16 protein-coding genes are annotated in these 19,682 nt (G+C 51.6%); 15 read left to right on the top strand and 1 reads right to left on the bottom strand.

Annotation, left to right across the window (positions count from 1 at the left end; all coding sequences use genetic code 11):
- Positions 1 to 150 precede the first annotated feature (150 nt).
- From KJS65_RS17060 to KJS65_RS17015, 10 genes are all read left to right on the top strand, one after another.
- Positions 151 to 1,917, top strand: a complete 1,767-nt coding sequence (locus KJS65_RS17060; RefSeq protein WP_244864605.1) for a cache domain-containing sensor histidine kinase — start codon at positions 151 to 153, stop codon at positions 1,915 to 1,917.
- A 102-nt stretch (positions 1,918 to 2,019) separates the two neighbouring features.
- Positions 2,020 to 3,339, top strand: coding sequence for an ABC transporter substrate-binding protein (locus KJS65_RS17055; RefSeq protein ID WP_244864632.1), 1,320 nt, complete (start codon positions 2,020 to 2,022; stop codon positions 3,337 to 3,339).
- Positions 3,340 to 3,447: 108 nt separating this feature from the next.
- On the top strand, positions 3,448 to 4,329 hold the full coding sequence (locus tag KJS65_RS17050) for a carbohydrate ABC transporter permease (RefSeq protein WP_213651085.1): 882 nt from the start codon (positions 3,448 to 3,450) through the stop codon (positions 4,327 to 4,329).
- A gap of 13 nt (positions 4,330 to 4,342) precedes the next feature.
- The gene (locus tag KJS65_RS17045; RefSeq protein WP_213651084.1) at positions 4,343 to 5,170 is read left to right on the top strand and encodes a carbohydrate ABC transporter permease; all 828 of its coding nucleotides are present in this window, start codon (positions 4,343 to 4,345) and stop codon (positions 5,168 to 5,170) included.
- 27 nt (positions 5,171 to 5,197) lie between these two features.
- On the top strand, positions 5,198 to 6,442 hold the full coding sequence (locus KJS65_RS17040) for a response regulator transcription factor (protein WP_213651083.1): 1,245 nt from the start codon (positions 5,198 to 5,200) through the stop codon (positions 6,440 to 6,442).
- Complete coding sequence (gene ebgA, locus KJS65_RS17035) at positions 6,414 to 9,563, top strand: beta-galactosidase subunit alpha (protein WP_213651082.1); 3,150 nt, start codon at positions 6,414 to 6,416, stop codon at positions 9,561 to 9,563. The genes KJS65_RS17040 and ebgA overlap by 29 nt, the downstream gene beginning before the upstream one ends.
- Positions 9,553 to 10,335, top strand: coding sequence for an SDR family NAD(P)-dependent oxidoreductase (locus tag KJS65_RS17030; RefSeq protein ID WP_213651081.1), 783 nt, complete (start codon positions 9,553 to 9,555; stop codon positions 10,333 to 10,335). Before ebgA ends, KJS65_RS17030 begins: the two co-directional genes overlap by 11 nt.
- Positions 10,336 to 10,393: 58 nt before the next feature.
- A complete protein-coding gene (gene gcvPA / locus KJS65_RS17025) occupies positions 10,394 to 11,812 on the top strand; it encodes an aminomethyl-transferring glycine dehydrogenase subunit GcvPA (RefSeq protein WP_213651080.1) in 1,419 nt (472 codons plus the stop codon).
- On the top strand, positions 11,812 to 13,377 hold the full coding sequence (gene gcvPB / locus KJS65_RS17020) for an aminomethyl-transferring glycine dehydrogenase subunit GcvPB (RefSeq protein ID WP_213651079.1): 1,566 nt from the start codon (positions 11,812 to 11,814) through the stop codon (positions 13,375 to 13,377). Before gcvPA ends, gcvPB begins: the two co-directional genes overlap by 1 nt.
- A 221-nt stretch (positions 13,378 to 13,598) precedes the next feature.
- Positions 13,599 to 14,486 carry a DMT family transporter gene (locus KJS65_RS17015; RefSeq protein WP_213651078.1) on the top strand — a complete coding sequence of 296 codons (888 nt, stop codon included), beginning with the start codon at positions 13,599 to 13,601 and terminating at the stop codon, positions 14,484 to 14,486.
- Positions 14,487 to 14,715: 229 nt separating this feature from the next.
- On the opposite strand, the gene KJS65_RS17010 is transcribed toward KJS65_RS17015, so the two are convergent.
- Positions 14,716 to 16,032 carry an outer membrane protein assembly factor BamB family protein gene (locus KJS65_RS17010; RefSeq protein WP_213651077.1) on the bottom strand — a complete coding sequence of 439 codons (1,317 nt, stop codon included), beginning with the start codon at positions 16,030 to 16,032 and terminating at the stop codon, positions 14,716 to 14,718.
- Positions 16,033 to 16,407: 375 nt separating this feature from the next.
- Here KJS65_RS17010 and KJS65_RS17005 point away from each other — a divergent pair, with 375 nt between their 5' ends.
- From KJS65_RS17005 to KJS65_RS16985, 5 genes are read left to right on the top strand one after another with little or no spacing between them, the layout of a single operon-like run.
- Complete coding sequence (locus KJS65_RS17005; protein WP_136607949.1) at positions 16,408 to 16,623, top strand: hypothetical protein; 216 nt, start codon at positions 16,408 to 16,410, stop codon at positions 16,621 to 16,623.
- A gap of 29 nt (positions 16,624 to 16,652) precedes the next feature.
- Entirely contained in the window at positions 16,653 to 17,348 is a 696-nt protein-coding gene (locus tag KJS65_RS17000) for a hypothetical protein (RefSeq protein ID WP_213651076.1), read from the top strand.
- Positions 17,345 to 18,541 carry a glutathionylspermidine synthase family protein gene (locus tag KJS65_RS16995; RefSeq protein WP_213651075.1) on the top strand — a complete coding sequence of 399 codons (1,197 nt, stop codon included), beginning with the start codon at positions 17,345 to 17,347 and terminating at the stop codon, positions 18,539 to 18,541. The genes KJS65_RS17000 and KJS65_RS16995 overlap by 4 nt, the downstream gene beginning before the upstream one ends.
- Positions 18,542 to 19,210 (top strand): hypothetical protein, encoded by a 669-nt coding sequence (locus KJS65_RS16990; protein WP_213651074.1) that lies wholly within the window; start codon positions 18,542 to 18,544, stop codon positions 19,208 to 19,210.
- On the top strand, positions 19,207 to 19,599 hold the full coding sequence (locus tag KJS65_RS16985) for a DUF350 domain-containing protein (RefSeq protein WP_213651073.1): 393 nt from the start codon (positions 19,207 to 19,209) through the stop codon (positions 19,597 to 19,599). The genes KJS65_RS16990 and KJS65_RS16985 overlap by 4 nt, the downstream gene beginning before the upstream one ends.
- Positions 19,600 to 19,682: the final 83 nt, after the last annotated feature.

Below are 19,682 nucleotides of genomic sequence, written 5' to 3'. Positions count from 1 at the left end.
TGCAGGCAGGGGTAAACGAACCGTTTATCTTCTGCCTTTTTTTGCGTCCATTATTCGATTCCACTTATTTACAGTACACCGTCCACAAGGAACTTCTATCCGCCCATAGAATACTTACGCCTAACGACAAAAGGGAAAGGATGCTGCCGCATGAACGCACGGGCACCCATTTGGAAGAGGGCTTATTGGTATTTCAAGCGCAATCTGCGCGCAAAGCTGTTTTTGTTTTTCTTTATCGCGTCGGCCGTGCCCTTGATGATTCTGGGGTATTTGTCATATTCGAAATCGACGGAGGAAATCCAGTCGCAGATGGTCCAATACGGACAATCGAGCATTACCCAGCTTCAGTCGCAGCTTGATTCGTATTCGCGGCAAATGAAATCCACCACACGCTATATATACTCCTACCTGCTTGACCCGATCAACGGTACGCTGCATCCGGAAGAGCCCAAGGACTACGCCAGCTATGTCAGCCAGAAAAATTTCAACCGCTTTCTGGATGCTCATAAGACGGAGGAGACCTCGGGCATTTACCTGATCACACCTACGGATATTTACTTCGGATCCCCTCAGATCGACGTGAAGGAACTGAAGCAGCAGCCGTGGTGGCAGGCTATTCCCGAGAGCTACCGCGGCGAGTACTGGACGGGCCTTCATGACAGCAATTACTACATTTCACGTAATTTGAATATTCCGAAGCAGGTTATCGGTTTGGTATTTCCGGTGCAAAGCCAATACGGCTACCTGCATAACAGCCGGATTATCGTTGAAATGGATGCCACCAAGCTGCTCGAGGCGTTCGATACCTTGGAAAATAATCTGCATTCCTTTATCACGATTTGCGACCGGGACGGCAGGCTGATCTACCAAAGCCCGAACATGGTCAAGGCGGAGGAAGATGATCTCGTATGGAACCGGAGCATAGAATCCAGCGGGTGGAGCATTGAGGTCAGAACGCTGTATGAGCCGGTGTACCGCTCCACGATCATGATCCGTTATTTTACCATCGCATTGATTGGTCTTGCCTTCGTATTCGTGCTGCTCATTTCGTATTTGTTCTCCTCCCGCATCACAAGACGGATCATTTCCCTGAAAAATAAAATGCAGCTGGTCGGCATCGGGCAACTCCAGTCACGCATCGATATGGACACGGAGGACGAGTTGGGACGGCTTGGGGCAAGCTTCAACAAGATGGTGGAGCAGATCCGTTTTCTCATTCAGGAGGTGCAGCATAAGGAACAGCTTAAGAAAGAGGCCCAGCTGCAGGCCTTCCACTACCAGATCAACCCGCATTTGCTCCTGAATACGCTCAACATGATCCAGTGGCAGGCGAAGCTGAAAAGCGATGCGGAAATCCAAAATATGATTCACTACCTTATCAAGGTGCTGGAAGGCAATCTGGTGATCACCGAGGAACTGATTCCGCTGGAGAAGGAACTTCAAACCGTTGGATATTATTTGAAAATACAGGAGGTGCGCTACGGCGAGGCATTCCGGTACAGCATGGAAAGTGATCCGGCACTGGGCTCCTGCCTGATTCCGCGGATGACGCTGCAGCCGCTGCTTGAAAATACGTTTTTTCACGGCTTTGAGGACGGGGAAGGCAACATTCGCATCGAGGTGGAGGTAGAGGGGACGGAACTGGTCCTGACGCTTGAGGATGACGGAGCGGGCATCGAACCGGAAAGGCTCGAAACGCTGCTCTTGGACAAACAAACCCCTGCGCGGCTCGGAAAAGGTGGTCTCGGCTGCTACAATGTGGACCAGAAATTCAAGCTGCACTTCGGCGAAATGTATGGCATGCGCATTCAGTCCAGCGTCGGTAAAGGAACAAAAATCACGATAAGATGGCCCAAAACAGAAGGCGGTTCACGCTCGCAATTGCCGGAGTCTTTCCCTGAGAACCGAACAAATTGACAGTAAAATGAAGACAAAATTCCGTTATGAAACGCTTTCATTGTTGTTATACTTGGGAAAATTCTTAGGTTTCACACAAAGGAGGAAGGCAGCTTGAACGCAATGAAACGCATGTCAGCGGCTGTATTATGCACGGTTCTCATGCTTACGCTCGTTTTGTCCGGATGCTCTGGCAAATCAGGCGACAGTAAGGCGGCGGGGGATACGGCCGGCGGGAAGACGAAAATCACCGTCTGGATTTGGGAAGATGCCAAAAACGTCATCGATCTGAATATGCCGGAATTTAAAAAGCAGTATCCGAACATTGATGTCGATCTGCATGTGCTTGCGCAGTCAGATGTCTATCAGAATTTCCTGATCGCTGCCAGCTCCGGCGACCAGCTTCCGGATGTGGTGAATCTCGAATCACTCCGCCTGTCGCAGATGATTGAAACCGGCGGTTTGTTGGATATTTCGGACAAAGTAGCTCCTTATAAAGATAAAATGAACGCCTACAAATGGGCAGATGCCACAAAAGATGGCAAAGTTTATGCGATGCCATGGGACAGCGGCCCTGTCGTCATGTTTTACCGCAACGATCTGTTTAAGCAAGCAGGACTTCCTTACAAGCCTGAGGATGTGAGCGCAGAGCTGAAAACTTGGGACGACTATATGAAATTCGCGAAGCAGCTGAAGGAAAAGACAGGCGTTGCAATGCTGGCGGAATCGAAATCGCAGACCGACGGCGTGTTCTTCCAGCAGATGCTGTGGCAGCGTGACCTGTGGATGTTTGGCAAGGACGGTTCGGTCCAGCTGGATAACCCTGAAGTGATCAAGACGGCGCAGTATTTTGTCGACCTCGTGAAAAACGGCTATGTATACGAAGTGAAGCCTTGGAGCGACGCTTGGTATAGCTCCTTCCAGCAAAATAAAGAAGCGACCATCGTTGGCGCCTCCTGGTACGAAGGATTGCTTCCGACACTGATTGATCCGGATGCCAGCGGCAAATGGTCGGTGGTGCCAATGCCAAAATGGTCCGCTGATGACAAGTACAGCAGTGCGATTGACGGCGGTGCCAGCCTGGCGATCAACAAAAACTCCAAGCATCCGGAAGAGGCGTGGGAATTTATTGAATTCATGCTCGGCAAGGAAGAATCGCAGCTGAAAATGATGAAGGAAGGCGGATTGTTCCCATCCCTCGAAACGACCTATAATGACGACGCATTTAAAGAAAAGGTTCCTTATTTTAACGACCAGCCCATCCGTACCCTGTACATTGATGCCGTGAAAAATGTGGCGCCGATCACGTACACCAAGGATTATCCGCTTGGTAACGAACTGATTACGAATGCCTTCGCCGAAATATTCCTGGATAACAAATCCGTTGAAAGCGTGTTCAAAAAAGCGGCTGACGAGCTGCGGCAGAAGACAGGACGCAAATAGACAAACATGAGTCAGCCCGCTTAAAGATACAGAAGCTGTCCGCGCCTTGAAATAACGGCCTTAAGCCGTTACCAGGGTGCGGGACTTCGCTTTCCTGGAGGAGATCCGATGCAAAATTTCTATTGGAGATGGCAGTTTAAAACGGCACCGTACCGGTTTATCGCCCCGTTTTTCATACTCTTTATGGTATTTGTGTTTTTACCTTTTGTATTCTCCATTTATTTGAGCTTTACGAACTGGCATGGCGAGGAAGTCAAAACGTTCGTCGGGCTCGCCAACTATAAGACCCTGCTGACGAACCGGGAATTCTGGCAGTCACTGCTCAACAGCATTTTTATTTTTCTGCTGTACGTACCAGTGATGTTGTTGCTTGCACTCATCTTCGCCTCCTGCCTCAGCAGCAGCTGGATGAAGTGGACCGGATTTTTCCGTACGGTGTTTTTCATACCGAACATTACCTCCGTTGTTGCCATTTCGTTTGTGTTTCTATTGATTTTTAACTCGACAGGCATTTTGAATCAAGTGCTGATGAACGCGGGGTTCATCCATGAACCGATTCCATTCCTGGAAACGCCGTGGTGGGCCAGGATCTCGGTGTCGCTGCTTGTTATTTTCCGGTGGACCGGATACAACATGATTCTGCTGCTGGGCGGCATGCAGAGTATTTCGAGATCGCTGTATGAAGCCGCCGAGGTGGACGGAGCCAGCGGCATCAAGTCATTCTGGTACATTACCCTGCCCCTGATGAAAAGGCTGCTGGCCTTTTGTACCGTGCTGTCAACGCTTGGGACGTTCTCGCTGTTTACGGAGCCGTTCATTTTGACCAAAGGCGGACCCAACCTGTCTACAACCACCCCGGTGGTGCTGATCTATAAAGAAAGCTTCCAGAACCTCAATATGGGTTATGCTTCAACGATTTCGATCTTTTTCTTCATGGTGATGATGATTCTTTCCCTGCTGCAGCTGCGGCTGTTCCGGGAAAACGATTAGGCGGTGGGCAGGAATGAAAAAACAACATAAAACATTATCCATCGTCATGCTGCTGGTATTTCTGATTTTGGCCGCCGTGTTTATGTTTCCGTTCATCTGGATGCTGAGCTCCTCGCTCAAGGACAAAAGCCAAATTTTCGCCAATCCGCCGATTTGGATACCACACACGCTGCATTGGGAGAACTTTACACAGCTGTTTACGGAGCGTCACTTTGGAGCCGTCATTTTGAACAGCCTGTTCACGGCCGTGACAGGAACGGTGGGTGCGTTGTTTTTCTGCTCGCTGGCCGGGTTTGCTTTTGCCAAGTACCGTTTTCGCGGCAAGGGCCTGCTGTTCGGGCTGGTGCTGGCTTCGCTTATGATTCCGATGGAGTCGAGCCTGGTGCCGCTGTTTGTCATTTACCGTGATCTTGGTCTGATCGACCATCTGTGGGGTGTGATATTACCGAGACTGACCAGCGCCTTCGGCATCTTTTACATGAGGCAGTACTGCATGTCCGTGGAGAACGAACTGCTCGAAGCGGCACGTATGGACGGCTGCTCGGAGAACCGGATTTACTTCCGGATTGTGGCTCCAATTTTGATTCCGGCATTTGCGAGTCTCGGCATTATCTTTTTCGTGGAGGAATGGAACAACTTCCTGTGGCCGACGGTCATTCTCCGCAGCGAGAATAATCTGACCATTGCCGTAGCGATCCGCGCGCTCCAGTCCGGGGTCCGCACGCCATACAACCTGATTATGTCAGGCTCGGTTATCAGCGTTCTGCCGATGCTCGCCGTGATCTTTATATTCCAGAAACAAATTTTTGCAGGTCTGGCGGATGGAACACTGAAGGGATAAACCACTTGGCATGAAGGAGGCGTGACCATGGCAGCACCCAAAATAAAGGTTCTTATTGTCGATGATGAATTGATCGTCCGCAAAGGACTGCGCAGCACTGTGCCCTGGGAACGGTACGGGATGGAAGTGGTGGCTGATGCGGGCAACGGGCTGAAGGGATGGGATGCCTTTCTGGCTCATCAGCCCGACGTTGTGATTACTGATATTGTCATGCCGAAGCTGAACGGGCTGGAGCTTGCGCGGAGAATCAAGCAGGCTGCGGGCGATACGCAGATTTTGCTGCTCAGCTGCCATGAGGATTTTTCTTATGCGCAGCAAGGCTTCCGGCTGGGAGCTTCAGGCTATATACTCAAAACCAACATGGACGAGGATGAAATGGGCTTTTATCTTAGCCAGTTTCAGGAGCAGTATCTGCTGCGCGTCGGCAGTAATGTCGGAGAAGGAACGGAAGCTCATGGCAGTGACGAGGCCCGGCAAGCTCATATTGGCTCCTGGCTTGGCGGTTTCTCGGGTGGTATTGAAGAGCAGGCCCGGCAGTGGTTTGCCGGTGATTGGAGCTGGATGGGCAAGGGCTGCTCCATTGTTCTGATCCGATGCGGCGAAGGGGCAGACATGCTGAATGACGCTGACTGGGAGGATTTACTGCGGGATGCGGGCGCGCCAAGCGAGCGTATCGCCTGCGGCAGAGGCAGAACATTTCTGCTGTGCAAACCGGAGGCGGCCGAGCGCGTCGTTTGCCGGCTAAAGGCTTTGAAGGGCAGCCATTCGAAATTGATTTGGCATAAGCAAGGTCCTGTCAGCAGTGTCCGGGAATGGATCGATACGGTGCTCAGCCTATATCAGCAGGATGAACTCCGGACGCAATATGATCTATGGGGTGAGACTTGGCCGGATTCCATTATGAAGGCGGTGGGCATCCTCTCTTCCGAGAGAGGTAACATGTTATCCGTTGCCGAGGTGGCGGAGGAGGTCGGGCTCAGCCGCAGCCATTTCAGTACCTTGTTTAAGCGCACGGTGGGGGAGAACTTTATTGATTTTCAATCGAAAATCAAGCTTCATAAGGCTGAACATATGCTGACCGGCACGCTGATGAGCGTCAGTGAAATATCCGACCAGCTGGGCATGGTGGACGCCAATTATTTCAGCAAATGGTTCAAGCGATGCACGGGTCTCACACCGAGTCAGTACCGGTCGGTTCAGAACCGCGATTCAACTATAGAGGAGAAAAGAGGGCTACAGCGACATGATCAACAACCGGCAACCGCAGAATGACTGGGAAAATCTCGAAGTACTGCAGCGCGGAAGGCTGAAGGACCATACGTATTTTGTGTCATACAAGGATGAGGCGTCCGCACTTACGTATGAACGCGGGCTCTCTCCGTGGTTTCGTCTTTTGAACGGGTCTTGGAGGTTCTATTATGCTGCTTCTCCTGGATTAGCACCGGCTGGCTTTCAGGAGGAAGCTTTTGATGATTCGGCTTGGGGGAAGCTAGAGGTGCCGGGACACTGGCAGCTGCAGGGGTATGGAAAACCGCATTATACAGATCTTTATTACCCTTTCCCGGTTGATCCGCCGCGCGTGCCTTCGGATAATCCGACAGGATGCTACCGCAGGAGCTTTCATATCCCAGCTGAATGGGCAGAGCGGCAGATTGTGCTGCGCTTTGAGGGCGTGGACAGCGCTTTTCATCTATGGGTGAATGGGCAGGAGGCAGGATACAGCCAGGGCAGTCGTCTTTCATCCGAGTTTGATATTACGTCCTTGATCCGGGAGGGCAGCAATCAGCTGTCCGTTAAGGTGTATCAATGGTCTGACGGGTCTTATCTGGAGGATCAGGATATGTGGTGGCTCAGCGGAATTTTCCGGGATGTCAGCCTGTCTGCCCGTCCGAAGATGCAGATTCGGGATTTTACGATCCGTACCGATCTGAATGATGCCTTGGATCAGGGCGAGCTGAATATCTGCGTAGAGATCGGCAGAGCGGACACGACAGATGAAGACCGGAGCAAGTATCACTTAAAGGCTCAGCTGCTGGATGAAAACAAATGGAATGTCATTGGAGCCGGAAGCGTCTGCGATATTGGGACTGCGTCAAGTGAAGAATTGTTCGGGATCCGTATTCAGGTGGAACAGCCGCGGCTATGGTCAGCCGAGCAGCCGAGTCTCTATCATCTGCTGATTACGCTGGAGGATGAACAGGACGGAATGATCGAATGCATCCCATACCGGGTCGGCTTCAGACGCATCGAGATTGCGGGAAATACATTCTTGGTGAATGGCGTACCGATTCTCCTAAAGGGTGTGAACCGCCATGATTATCATCCGGAGCTGGGCAGAACGGTGCCGTACCAAACAATGCTGCAGGATGTGCTGCTGATGAAGAGGCATAACATTAATGCGGTCCGTACCTCGCACTACCCGAATGATCCACGGTTCTATGATCTGTGTGATGAATACGGCCTGTATGTCATGGACGAGACGGATTTGGAATGCCATGGCTTTGAGCTGCTCGGCAACATCAGCCGTATCAGCGATGATCCTGCCTGGAAAAATGCCTATGTTGACCGGATGATACGCATGGTGGAGAGGGATAAAAACCACCCGAGCATCATCATGTGGTCGATGGGCAACGAGTCCGGCTTCGGCTACAACTTTGAAGCGATGGCGGAGTGGTGCCGCGCGAAGGACCCGACCCGCCTGATCCATTACGAGGAGGACCGTGAGGGCAAAGCTGTAGACGTGATGAGTACCATGTATACGTCCGTAGAAAAGCTTGCCGGGCTGGCGGGCGCAGAAGGTCCGCAGAAGCCGAGGATTATCTGCGAATACGCGCATGCAATGGGCAACGGGCCCGGCGGCTTAACCGAATATAACGAGCTGTTCCGCAGCTGTGAAGGTCTGCAGGGCGGATTCGTCTGGGAATGGACCGATCACGGTCTGACGACAGTAGATGAGCAAGGAAGAAGCTATTACGCTTATGGCGGTGATTTTGGCGATGTGCCGAACAACTCGAATTTCTGCATGGACGGTTTGCTTTTCCCCGACCGTACGCCTTCTCCGGGCTTGCTCGAGCTGAAAAAGGTCATTGAACCTGTAGCTACCGTGGCCATCGATTTGAAGAAGGGAGCGGTGGAGCTGGAGAACAGACTGGACTTTAGCGGTCTGGAATTCCTGGAAGCATCCTGGTCTATTCAAGCGGATGGAGTTCTTCTGCAAAGCGGCTCGGCACCTCTTCCTGTTGTTAGGCCGCATAGCAAAGCTCAGCTTAAACTGCCATATGATTTGTCAGGGCTGCATGTTACGTCTTTAAGTGATACTTACCTGACGATCCGTTATGTACTCCGCACGGACTGCATCTGGGCGATGAAAGGCCATGAAGTGGCGACAGCTCAGTTCCGTGTACCGGAAGAGCTGCTGCCCGTGCAGGAATTTCTGCCGGCGAATGCTGGAGCTGATGCAGCGACGGGCTTCTTGAACTGCACAGAGCATGGACATTTGCTGAAGGTCACCGGGGCGGATTTTGAAGTTGTTTTTAACATGATGGACGGGGCTATTCAGTCCTGGACTTTTGCCGGAACCGACATGATCGCAAACGGTGGGGGGCCGAAGCTCTCCTTCTGGAGAGCCCCTATCGACAATGATATGTACGTGGTTCAGGAATGGCGTAAAGCCTATTTGCATCTACTCCAGCAGCGGATTGACGAAGCTTCCTGGGAGCGGAACGGTGACGGAGGCGTAACAGTAACGATTCGTACGCGCATCGCTCCACCGGTGTTTGATTGGGGCTTCCGCTGTATTTGCCGCTATACTTTGCATGGCGATGGCCGAATGCATGTTGCCGTTGATGGAGTTCCGGAGGGTACACCGCCGAAAATGCTGCCGCGGATTGGGCTTGATCTCACCTTGCCGGGTACGATGGACCTCGCGGACTGGGCAGGAAGGGGGCCGGGCGAGTCATATGCGGACAGTAAACATGCTAACCTTTTTGGTGTCTATCATGCTTCAGTCGATGAATTATTCACGCCATATATGGTCCCGCAGGATAACGGCAACCGCACCGAGGTGAGCTGGGTATCTCTGACGAGCAGCCGGGGTATGGGCCTGTTGGCGGTAGGGCTGCCAGTCATCGAATTCAGCGCTCACCGCTATACTGCGGAGGATCTGGAGAAGGCGGGACACTTGAAAGATCTAACACCGAGAGATACCGTCTCCCTCCATCTCGATTACCGCCAGAATGGCCTTGGCAGCAACAGCTGCGGCCCTGCCCAGCTTCCGCCTTATGAGCTGAGGCCGGAAGTATTCAACTACGGATTCATTCTTATGCCATATTCCAATCAGGCTGCATCGCCAGCCGTCATGCGAAAGGAGCTAGTGAAACAACATGCCGAATAATCAGAACATTTTGCGCTTGGACGGGAAGACAGCCGTGGTGACAGGAGGTGCTTCCGGGATTGGCTTCGCCACCGCCGAGCTGCTGGCGGAGTTTGGCGCAAAGGTCATGCTGCTTGATATTCATGAAGATAATGGGGAAAAGGCTGCGGCACGCATCCGTGATAACGGCGGGCAGGTCCAATTCTTCCGCTGCAATGTGACATCTGGAGAGGATTGCCAACGGACGGCAGACACGATTGCCGGAGAGGTTGGCCAGATTGATATTCTCTTCAATAATGCAGGCGTCATTCGCCGCAAAACAGTGGTGGAGCTTGAGGAAAAGGATTGGGATCTAGTCATGGACGTATCCCTGAAAGGAGTCTATCTGCTCTCCAAATACGTTATTCCGCATATGGCTGCGGGGGGAGGAGGCAGCATCATCAACACGGGCTCGGGCTGGGGACTAAAGGGCGGCGATCAGGCGGCTGCTTACTGCGCAGCGAAGGCTGGCGTGGTGAATCTCACCAAGGCGATGGCGATTGACCATGGGCCGCAGAACATCCGCGTGAACTGCGTATGCCCGGGCGATACGGACACTCCGCTGCTGCGGGATGAAGCCAAGCAGCTCGGGAAGGAAGAGTCGTCTTTCCTCGTTTCCTCGGCAACGGGACGACCGCTGGAGCGGCTGGGTACGCCGCAGGATATCGCCGGAGCGGTTCTTTTCCTGGCTGGGGAGTTGTCTGCCTGGGTCACCGGCAGCGTGCTGGTGGTAGATGGCGGCGGTCTGGCCTAAGAAGGTCCAGGTTTGACACAGATAAGCGTTCCAATTTGGCATAAGGAGAGATGACAATATGGCACAGCATAAACGGGCATCTTCGCATCCCTATATACCGAACATGATTCCGGAAGTTCAGCGCCAGATGCTGGATGAGATCGGAGTAGAACGGATCGAGGATTTGTACCGGATCATTCCGGATGAGCTAAAGCTGAAGAAAGAGATGGATATGCCCCCTGCTTTAAGCGAGCAGGAGCTGAGACGGCATGTCAGTCGGCTGTTGAACCGAAACGAAAGCACGCAGGATGTCGTCAGTTTTCTCGGGGCAGGCTGCTGGCCGCATTTCATTCCGGCAGTATGCGATGAAATTAACCAGCGTTCCGAGTTTGTGACAGCTTATGCAGGGGAGCCATATGAGGATCACGGCCGGTTCCAGGCTTTGTTCGAATACCAGAGCCTTATGGCGGAGCTGCTGGATATGGATGTTGTGAACGTGCCTACCTTTGACTGGGCGCAGGCTGCGTCGACCTCGCTGCGGATGGCCGCTCGGATGACCGGACGTACGGAGGTGCTGCTTGCGGGAACGATCGACAAGGATAAGCTGAAGATCATCGTCAACTACATTACGCCGGACCTGTCTTATCAGCTGGTTGATTTTCGGACAGAATCCGGTGAGCTGAATCTTCAGGATTTGCGTAATAAAATCACAAGCAATACGGCCGCGGTGTATTTTGAGAATCCATCCTTCTTCGGCACGATCGAGTCACAGGGACGGCAAATTGCCGACATTGTCCATGAAGCAGGCGCGGTATGTGTAGTTGGAGTGGACCCGATTTCGCTTGGAGTACTCAAACCGCCAAGCCAATACGGCGCAGATATCGTATGCGGCGATCTGCAGCCCCTCGGGATGCACATGAATTACGGCGGCGGCCAGGCGGGCTTTATCGCCACCCGTAATGAAGAGAAATATGTGATGGAGTATCCTTCACGCCTGTTCGGTATCGCTCCTACGATCGTGGAAGGCGAGTACGGCTTCGGGGACGTCGCTTATGAACGGACTTCATTCCATGACCGGGAAAAAGGAAAAGAATCCGTTGGAACCCAAACGGCGCTGTGGGGTATTACGGCGGGGGTGTACCTCGCACTGCTCGGACCTCATGGCATGCAGGAGCTGGGCCAGACGATTATGCAAAAATCCCAGTATGCTGCGAAGCTGCTTGAAGAAATTGAGGGCATGTCCGTCCGATTGCAGTCCCCATTTTTCAAAGAGTTTGTTGCGGATTTTACGAAGACAGGCTTGACGGTAGAGGAGATTCAAAAACAGCTGCGTATTGAAGGCATTCAGGGCGGTCACGATTTATCCGCTGACTTTCCTGAGCTTGGTCAGAGCATGCTGCTCTGTGTCACAGAGGTTCACACCCAGGAGGATATCGAGCTGCTTGCAGCAGCGCTGGATCGCATTTGCAGCCGGGGAATGAAGGGAGTGGAATGCTGATGAAACGCATCGCACGCGAGCATACAGTACGAAATTTTCATCAAGCCAAATGGGATGAGCCGATTATTTTTGAACTGCATAAGCAAGGAGAGCGTGGTGTGGAGGCCCCGCAGGCGGAGTCGGCGATTGAAGCGGCTGTCGGAGATGGGATCTCGGTCATTCCGGACAGCATGATGCGCACAGAGCCTCCGGCTCTGCCGGAAATCGGCCAGGCCAAAGTGCTGCGTCATTACCTGCGTCTGTCCCAGGAAACGATGGGATCGGATTTCAACGTTGAGATCGGCCAGGGTACCTGTACCATGAAATACATCCCGCGCGTTAACGAAATGATGATCCGTACGCCGAAAATGATGGATCTTCATCCGCTGCAGCATGTGGACGATGTGCAGGGCATTCTGGAGGTATATCACCGGCTTGATTTGGCGATGCGCGAGATTTCCGGTTTGGACCGGTTCTCCTTTCAGCCGAGCAGCGGCACACAAGCCTTGCTCACGATGGCATCCATCGTCCGTGCCTATCACGAGTCCAGAGGAGAGGGAGAGCAGCGCAACGAAATCATCACGACGATGTTCTCACATCCCTCTCAGGCCGCCACAGCAGTCGTCAAAGGCTACAAAATCATCACGGTTCAGCCGGATGCAGACGGTTTTCCGGATATTGAGCAGTTGAAGCGCGCAGTCTCCTTCCGGACGGCAGGCTTCGTCGTAGCGAACCCCGAGGATACCGGTATTTTCAACCCGCGCATCCGGGAATTCACGGATATCGTGCATGCCGCAGGCGGCATCTGCTACTATGATCAGGCCAATGCGAACGGACTGCTCGGCGTTACCCGCGCGAAGGAAGCAGGATTCGATATGTGCTTTTTCAACCTTCATAAAACCTTTGCGGCACCGCATATGTGCGGAGGACCGGCAACGGGCGCCCTCGGCGTCACCGAAGCACTAGCTCCATTCCTGCCGGGGCCAGTTGTAAGCCGCAGCGGCGAGCGTTACGAGCTTCAGGAGCCGGGAGAGCTCAGCATTGGCAAGGTGCGAAGCTTCCATGGCGTGGCTCAGACCGTGCTCAGATCATACGCCTGGATTCGCAGCCTCGGAGCGGAAGGCCTGCTGAACGTCGCCCAGGTGGCCGTACTGAACAACAATTATCTCTATCATAAAATCCTGCAAATTCCGGGTGCTTCTGCTCCTTATATCAAGGGTAACCGTCTGGAGCAGGTACGCTACAGCTGGCAAAAGATGACCGAAGATACCGGGGTCACAACCGAGGATGTGACACGCCGGATGTGCGACTTTGGACTGCATTATTGGACCAGCCATCATCCATACGTAGTACCGCAGCCGTTTACGCTGGAACCGACGGAATCCTACTCCAAGGAGGATCTGGACGAGTACATTCAGGCACTCGCGCAAATTTCCAAGGAAGCCTACAGTGAGCCGGAAACGGTCAAAAATGCGCCGACCCGCAGCACCGTGCATCGCATTGACGATTCCAGCTTCGATGACCCTGCGAAGTGGTGCATCACCTGGAGAACTTATTTGAAGAAGACGGCTTCGCCCCAGGCGTAGGCTCAAATAGAGAAGAGGACTACTGAATGATCAGCGGTCCTCTTTTTTTGCGAAAAACACCCGGAACGGAGTATTCAATTACAAACTCGTCCCTTTTCTGATCATATCTGTACCGGTACAGATGAGGTTTTCTTCTATTGTAGAATGGATATCGTCCCCTTAGAATCAAGGCAAGGACCTTAATAAACCCTCCTGCATGCAGGCTAGAAGGAATAGAAGCTATGAAAAGGATATCCTATCTGCTCCTCATCGGAATCAGTCTGATTTGGGGATCGCAGTTTTTTCTGGTCGACCTTGTGATCGGCTCCGTACCTCCCGTCACCCTTGCGGCGGCCAAAGCGTTGATTGGCGCAGGTACTCTTGCACTGCTTGATATCATGTTGGGGAAGAAGCAGCCGCTTTCAGCGAAAAAAGCGCCTTGGCGTATCTATATATGGATCGGTTTACTTGAAGCGGTCATTCCCTTCATCCTGATCGGATGGGGACAGCAAACCATAAGCAGCAGCATGGCATCCATTTTGATGGGAACGATTCCGATCTTCACGATCCTGTTCGTCAAGCTGTTCGTGCCCGGCGAAACTATTTCTTCAGCCAAATGGTTCAGCGTTATCATGGGAATGGCCGGTATCGGCATCCTGTTTGTGCCCGATATGGGTACTTCCCTCCATAGCGGCAGCTTCGCCGGTTATCTGGCATTGCTCGGAGCTTCGGTGAGTTTTTCAGGATCGCTAATCTTGATAAAACGGTTGCCTCCGATGTCCTCCATTTTGGCCATGAGGAATGTGCTTTTCGCGGCTTCCGTTATGTTAGTCCCGCTTGCTTTTCTGCTCGAAGACCCGGCTCATGTGGTCTTGACTCCCAAGCAAATCCTCGCCGTAGTTATCCTTGGAAGCTTCCATGCAGGGATTGTATATATGTTCTACAATCTGTTAATCCAACGTGCAGGCGCCACGTTCACCTCCCTGAACAATTATCTGGTACCGCCCATTGGCATCATTCTCGGCGTATCTATTCTGGGAGATCATTTTACATGGAATGCAGCGATCGCACTGGTTGTTATCTTGCTCTCCTTGGCAGCCGGAGGATTAGAAAAAAAGAAAGGATCGTGAAATCCCGATCCGTTCATGCCATGTACACCTTATCCCGCTAATTTTTTATAAGATTAAACATTAGTCATATTTAGGAAAAGTGTAAAAATCAAGAAATTGAACTTTAGCGGCGCAGTCGCGTTAGACAAACGGCAAAAGGCACCCAGAGGGGTGCCTTTTAAGTTCTAACAGCGTTTTATTATACAGGGGTTCAAGGCATGACTGCATCCGAAAACGGGTTCAGGAGAATTTACTGCAGTGCCTTCGGCACCGGAACGGTAATCAGCTTGCCGGCATCCTTGGCCTGAATAATCAGCATATTGCCGGAGCGGAGGGTCGGACCGTAATTGCGAGACCCTGTATTAACGGTAAACGCCGGAGCCGTCGTTTGCAGATTATAACCACGGAATATACCGTCGCTTTGCCCGACATAAACACCGTTACCGTAAATATCTGTCTGGATCGGCGGATTGTCAGTTCTCCAATTTACTTTCTGGCCATCCGCGAGCTTCATGCCCAAAACTGCATTTGTAGCGTAGTCCATAAAATAAATCCTGCCGGCATGCACCGAACCGATGAGGGAAATGAGGCTGCCCGGCTTGATCCATTTTTTCAGCGGCTTGCCTTCCGGTTCGTAGTGGCTGAAGTCATACTTGGATACAGATGTTTCCGTAACCAGGTAAAGATCGTTTCCGTCAAGCAGCATGGAGCCGCTGTAACCGGAAGAGGTGGAATTCACATCCGCTTTCGGCCAAGAGTATACCCGCTCTCCCATCAGTTTGCCTGTTTTGGCATTGAGAACGGAAAAAGTTGCCTTCAATGTATCACTTTCTTCACCAAATGGAGTTGGCTCCGCTTTGGAGTAGACCAGTCCATCCCTAACGCTGATTGGCGTTTCATGATGGTCTGCTTTCCATAATATCTTGCCCGTTTTCTTATCAATGGCGTTTACCTGAGAGAATGACAGTGCCCCGGAGAGGATATAGGATACGAAAACCACCCCATCCTCCTCCATGGTTATCGAGCCGCCGTTTTCAGCCTGTTCCTCGACTGCCTTCCAGCGCTGTTTGCCCGTAGCTGCTTCCAAAGCAATCACTGCATTTTTCTTGGTCACATAGACGGTATCCCCGATCACAATAGGAGAATCCACATCGGTCAAGCCTGCGGCTGTATGCCAAAGCTCTTTTCCTGTTTTGGCATTAATGGCATATACACGGCCGTCTTCCCCAATGCCGTAGGCGCTGCCTTTCAAGTATTGTACTTTGGGCTTCAGCTGATTGCCGTAGGTATATATCTTTTTACCGTTAGTCAGATTCAGGGCGATCAGCTTTTTCCCGGAAAAGGAAAGCACCGTTCCGTCATCGGTAACTGCCGCGGCCGCGTTGGGGTCGACGGCTGCCGTCCACTGCGGTTTTTGCAGAGGGGCTTTGATCTGCTCGGGGGCCCAATAACTGTACGAAACGGCAGGAGAATCGGCATGGGTTACGGGAACGGAGCTTACACTGCACAGCATAGCAGCTGTGAGGGCGGATATCGTTCCGATGCGGAGAAACTTGGTTTTATTCATTATGTACCTCTTTTCTGCAATTCATTTTTTTGAGAATCATAGAATAACTATAATTTCCATTCATATATTAGACGTTTTATCCAGAATAAGGTTGCTGTTGTACAGCATGAAAAAAAGTTAAGATAAGCATGAGCTGAGTCTAGTTATGTAGTGAAGATTCAATATATGGGGAGTACAAAAGGCGAACCCGAATTTTGCAGTAAAAAGGCAATATTTGATTGCGTTTCTGTTTAAGAGGTTTTATTCTGGTAGATGCATGATTCCATTTTCTGTGAATTAATGTTTTGAGAAATATATGATTCAAGGTGGAACGGACCACTTCATTCTTACGTATCAAATGACATATGAGTGGTATAGAACAAGGGAGGGCGCGTAATGGGTAATGATATGAGCGTGATTTTAACGGAGAAAATGCCAAACGGTGAGCTCCGGCAGATTGAAGAGCGTAATTGGAGCATGAATATGGTCGCGGCGCTCGAACATGTGAATTATCTAGTTGTCGGAGGCCGGGAGTACGAGGCTATTGAAGGAAGATTGAATGTGGATGAGGGCAAGCTTGAGCTTCTGCTGGTCCGGATCCGCAACGAGTAGATTCGCCGCAATGAAAGGAGGAACCAATCATGGCAAATGAACAACAGCCGCAGGATAGAGAAAAATCAGTCTCCAAGCTGTTCACGCCTGAAGGTAAGCCGATCAAGGTTTTGTCCACATCGCTGGGTGTGGCTCTTCTCGCGAATGCTTTCCTGATGTCTGGTGTAACGGCTGCAGACGCTACAAACGGTACAACGGATGAGCCTAAGCTGGTCTCATGGTCGACCGAGGAAGTGAAGGCATATTTCGATAAAAATGCGGACTGGAACATTCCTCTCCCCGAAGAAAAGGAAAAGGAAGATCAGACACAGAGCGGAAGCACGGGCAGCGGAGATACGACCATTATCAATAACTACGGCACGAGCCATTCCGGATTTGGCTGGGATGATCTGCTGTTGTACCACTTCTTATTTAACAGCGGTTCAAGCTACCGGCCAAGCACGTATTATGACAACCGGCGTACTTATTACACCGGCACATCCCAGACTTACAAGCCGCGTTCGTATACCAGCAGCACATTTCAAAATAAGCCGGTCGTCGGATCCACGGTTACACCGAAAACCTCCAGATCTACCGGCTCGATCACCCGTCGTGGCACGTCTTCAGGCTCTGGCGGGATTGGCGGCAAATCCAGCGGCTACAGCTCGTCCGGCAGCTCCAGCTCGAAATCAGGCATCTTTTCGGGTTCAGGTTCAAGCTCACGGAGCAGCGGGTTTGGCGGATGATGAACAGTGTATTTGAAGTACTTGAGCCAGGCGGACAGGACCGCAAGGAACGTGTAGAGCAGCTCGGCAAGCTGGGTTTTACTTGGGCGGATATTGGAGATGAGGAGTATTGGCTTGATCAACTGGTTGTCATGAAACAAGAAACATACCAGGAGCTGGAACAAGCCTCTGCCCGGTTGTGGCGTATTCTCGACCGGACGGTACGTTATGTGCACGGCAACCGGAATCTGTATGAGCTGATCGGCATACCGGAGATTTTATGGGATATGCTCGATATTTGCCCGCTGCCTGAAGAGAACCTGATCAGCCGCTATGCGCGGTTTGATTATGCCGTCTCGGCTGATGGAAGCATTAAGCTGTATGAACTGAATGCAGATACACCAACGGGTTACGTGGAGGCTTCAATCGTTACGCCCTGGATGTGCCAAGAGGCGGGCATCGATTCGCCCAATGTCCGGATGAAGGAGCTAATCGCTGCAGCCTGGGGGATGGAGAAGCCGGATACGGCGGCCTGCATTGCCTATGGCGAACATCTGGAGGATTCCGGAACGATAGATGCTCTTGTGAAGCATAGCGGCCTGGATGTGAAATGTGTCGATTGCCTCGATCTTTCTATAGACGAGGGGATCGTAAAGGATGGCACCGGACGTGAGATTAAGCGCATGTTCGCCCTGTATCCGAAGGAATGGATGTCCGTGGATGATGCGGGCGATGCGCTTGCCTATTCCATCGAGACCGGCAAGCTTGAGCTGTTTAATCCGCCACACAGCATTTTGCTGCAGTCCAAAGGACTGATTGCTGCGGCTTGGGGATTGTATGAACTGGGGCTTCTTTATAACGCGGAGGAACGCGAAGCGATTGAAAATTATATTTTGCCAACCTACAACAAACCTGTTTTTTCTGGCAGTTACGTCTCCAAATCCATGTTCGGACGTGAAGGCGGCTCCGTTCAAATGTTCGACAGCGAGGGAGAGCTGGAAATCAAGGATGAGGACGGCTTTGATACGAGCGAATTATTCCCTTCCGTCTATCAAATGAGAGCGAATCTTCCGGAGATCAGCACGGTTGCCGGAGAACGCCGTCTATTGACCGGAATGTTCATGATTAACGGAAAACCATGCGGTCTGCTCGGCAGAGCCGGTGGGTTGATCACAGGGAATACGAGTCATTTTATCGCGATAGGAGTGAAATAGATGAGAAGAAATCGGGACGACATACGCCGGAACGCGAGACCGGGATTCAAACTCGCTGCTGTTCTGGCGCTCTCCATGCTGGCTGTGCTTCTGCTGAATGCCTGCTCTGGCAATGAGAGCTCGGTCTTTCATACCAATTCTTCTGAGGAGGCTTCGCTGGACAATGTGTCCCGTGTGCCGTGGGATTACCGCATTGTTGAGAGCAGCGTCGGAGATTTGATCGGTAGTGATATGACCATTTTGCCGGATAACGAGCTGATGCCAAATGACGAAAACTATGCGACGGGAGATAAAATCTGGGCACTGCAATATATGGATGCGGAAATGACCACCGATGCGAATGAGCGCAGCAACGTCCAGCTGTCCGCGTGGAGCACGATTAAGACCTTCAAGACGCAGGAAGATGCCAAAAAGGACATGGCCGACCTGAAGGTTCCCGTAACGACGGAAATTGACTTGGTCGGCGTCTATAAAACGCAATTGAAGGAAAAGACGCGTAATTTCGCCGTATTGGAGCTTCCATCAGGCAACCGGATCAAGCAGCCGATTGATGATGCACGGTACAAGGATTTGGAGAAGAAGAAAAAGGTTTCCGTAAAGCTTGAAGAGATTCATGATTTTGCCGATTATGAATCGGCCTACGCAAAATTCAGGGGGTGGGCGAGTTGACCGTCGTCGTTAATTTGGTCGTAAGCGTACTTGTCATCATTGTGCTGCAGCTGCTGGGAATGCTGATTTTCAGCTGGATGACGCCATTTAAGGATATGGAGGAATTGAAAAAAGGGAATGTGGCGGTCGGTCTGGCACTGGGCGGCAAATTTCTGGCTACGGCCATCGTGCTTGGCGTTGCGGCATTTACGAATACGTCCATCTGGTTTTTGGCGATGTGGTTTGCCGTCGGTTATGTATGCCTTGTGGCAGCCTATTGGATTTTCGAACTGGTTACACCTGGCTTTAATATCGCTGACAGTTTACAAAAAGGCAACGTCGCGGTAGCTACCCTGCTGTGCTTGGTGTTCATCGGAACAGCATTTGCTGTCAGCAGCTTGATTGTCTAAACAGCTCTGGTTTAGTAGCAGGCATATCATAGGACATATACTATCAGCAAAATACAGCATTAGGCAGGATTCGCCCGGCGGCT

This window comes from Paenibacillus sp. J23TS9, assembly GCF_018403225.1.
Classification (GTDB): domain Bacteria; phylum Bacillota; class Bacilli; order Paenibacillales; family Paenibacillaceae; genus Paenibacillus_AQ.
This window is presented reverse-complemented; position numbering and strand designations above follow the sequence as displayed.

What these genes read in the sequence shown, in the direction of transcription:
- KJS65_RS17060 (WP_244864605.1), top strand. Translation starts at nt 151, where the DNA reads ATGAACGCACGGGCACCCATTTGGAAGAGGGCTTATTGGTATTTCAAG.
- KJS65_RS17055 (WP_244864632.1), top strand. Translation starts at nt 2,020, where the DNA reads ATGAAACGCATGTCAGCGGCTGTATTATGCACGGTTCTCATGCTTACG.
- KJS65_RS17050 (WP_213651085.1), top strand. Translation starts at nt 3,448, where the DNA reads ATGCAAAATTTCTATTGGAGATGGCAGTTTAAAACGGCACCGTACCGG.
- KJS65_RS17045 (WP_213651084.1), top strand. Translation starts at nt 4,343, where the DNA reads ATGAAAAAACAACATAAAACATTATCCATCGTCATGCTGCTGGTATTT.
- KJS65_RS17040 (WP_213651083.1), top strand. Translation starts at nt 5,198, where the DNA reads ATGGCAGCACCCAAAATAAAGGTTCTTATTGTCGATGATGAATTGATC.
- ebgA (WP_213651082.1), top strand. Translation starts at nt 6,414, where the DNA reads ATGATCAACAACCGGCAACCGCAGAATGACTGGGAAAATCTCGAAGTA.
- KJS65_RS17030 (WP_213651081.1), top strand. Translation starts at nt 9,553, where the DNA reads ATGCCGAATAATCAGAACATTTTGCGCTTGGACGGGAAGACAGCCGTG.
- gcvPA (WP_213651080.1), top strand. Translation starts at nt 10,394, where the DNA reads ATGGCACAGCATAAACGGGCATCTTCGCATCCCTATATACCGAACATG.
- gcvPB (WP_213651079.1), top strand. Translation starts at nt 11,812, where the DNA reads ATGAAACGCATCGCACGCGAGCATACAGTACGAAATTTTCATCAAGCC.
- KJS65_RS17015 (WP_213651078.1), top strand. Translation starts at nt 13,599, where the DNA reads ATGAAAAGGATATCCTATCTGCTCCTCATCGGAATCAGTCTGATTTGG.
- KJS65_RS17010 (WP_213651077.1), bottom strand. Translation starts at nt 16,032, where the DNA reads ATGAATAAAACCAAGTTTCTCCGCATCGGAACGATATCCGCCCTCACA.
- KJS65_RS17005 (WP_136607949.1), top strand. Translation starts at nt 16,408, where the DNA reads ATGGGTAATGATATGAGCGTGATTTTAACGGAGAAAATGCCAAACGGT.
- KJS65_RS17000 (WP_213651076.1), top strand. Translation starts at nt 16,653, where the DNA reads ATGGCAAATGAACAACAGCCGCAGGATAGAGAAAAATCAGTCTCCAAG.
- KJS65_RS16995 (WP_213651075.1), top strand. Translation starts at nt 17,345, where the DNA reads ATGATGAACAGTGTATTTGAAGTACTTGAGCCAGGCGGACAGGACCGC.
- KJS65_RS16990 (WP_213651074.1), top strand. Translation starts at nt 18,542, where the DNA reads ATGAGAAGAAATCGGGACGACATACGCCGGAACGCGAGACCGGGATTC.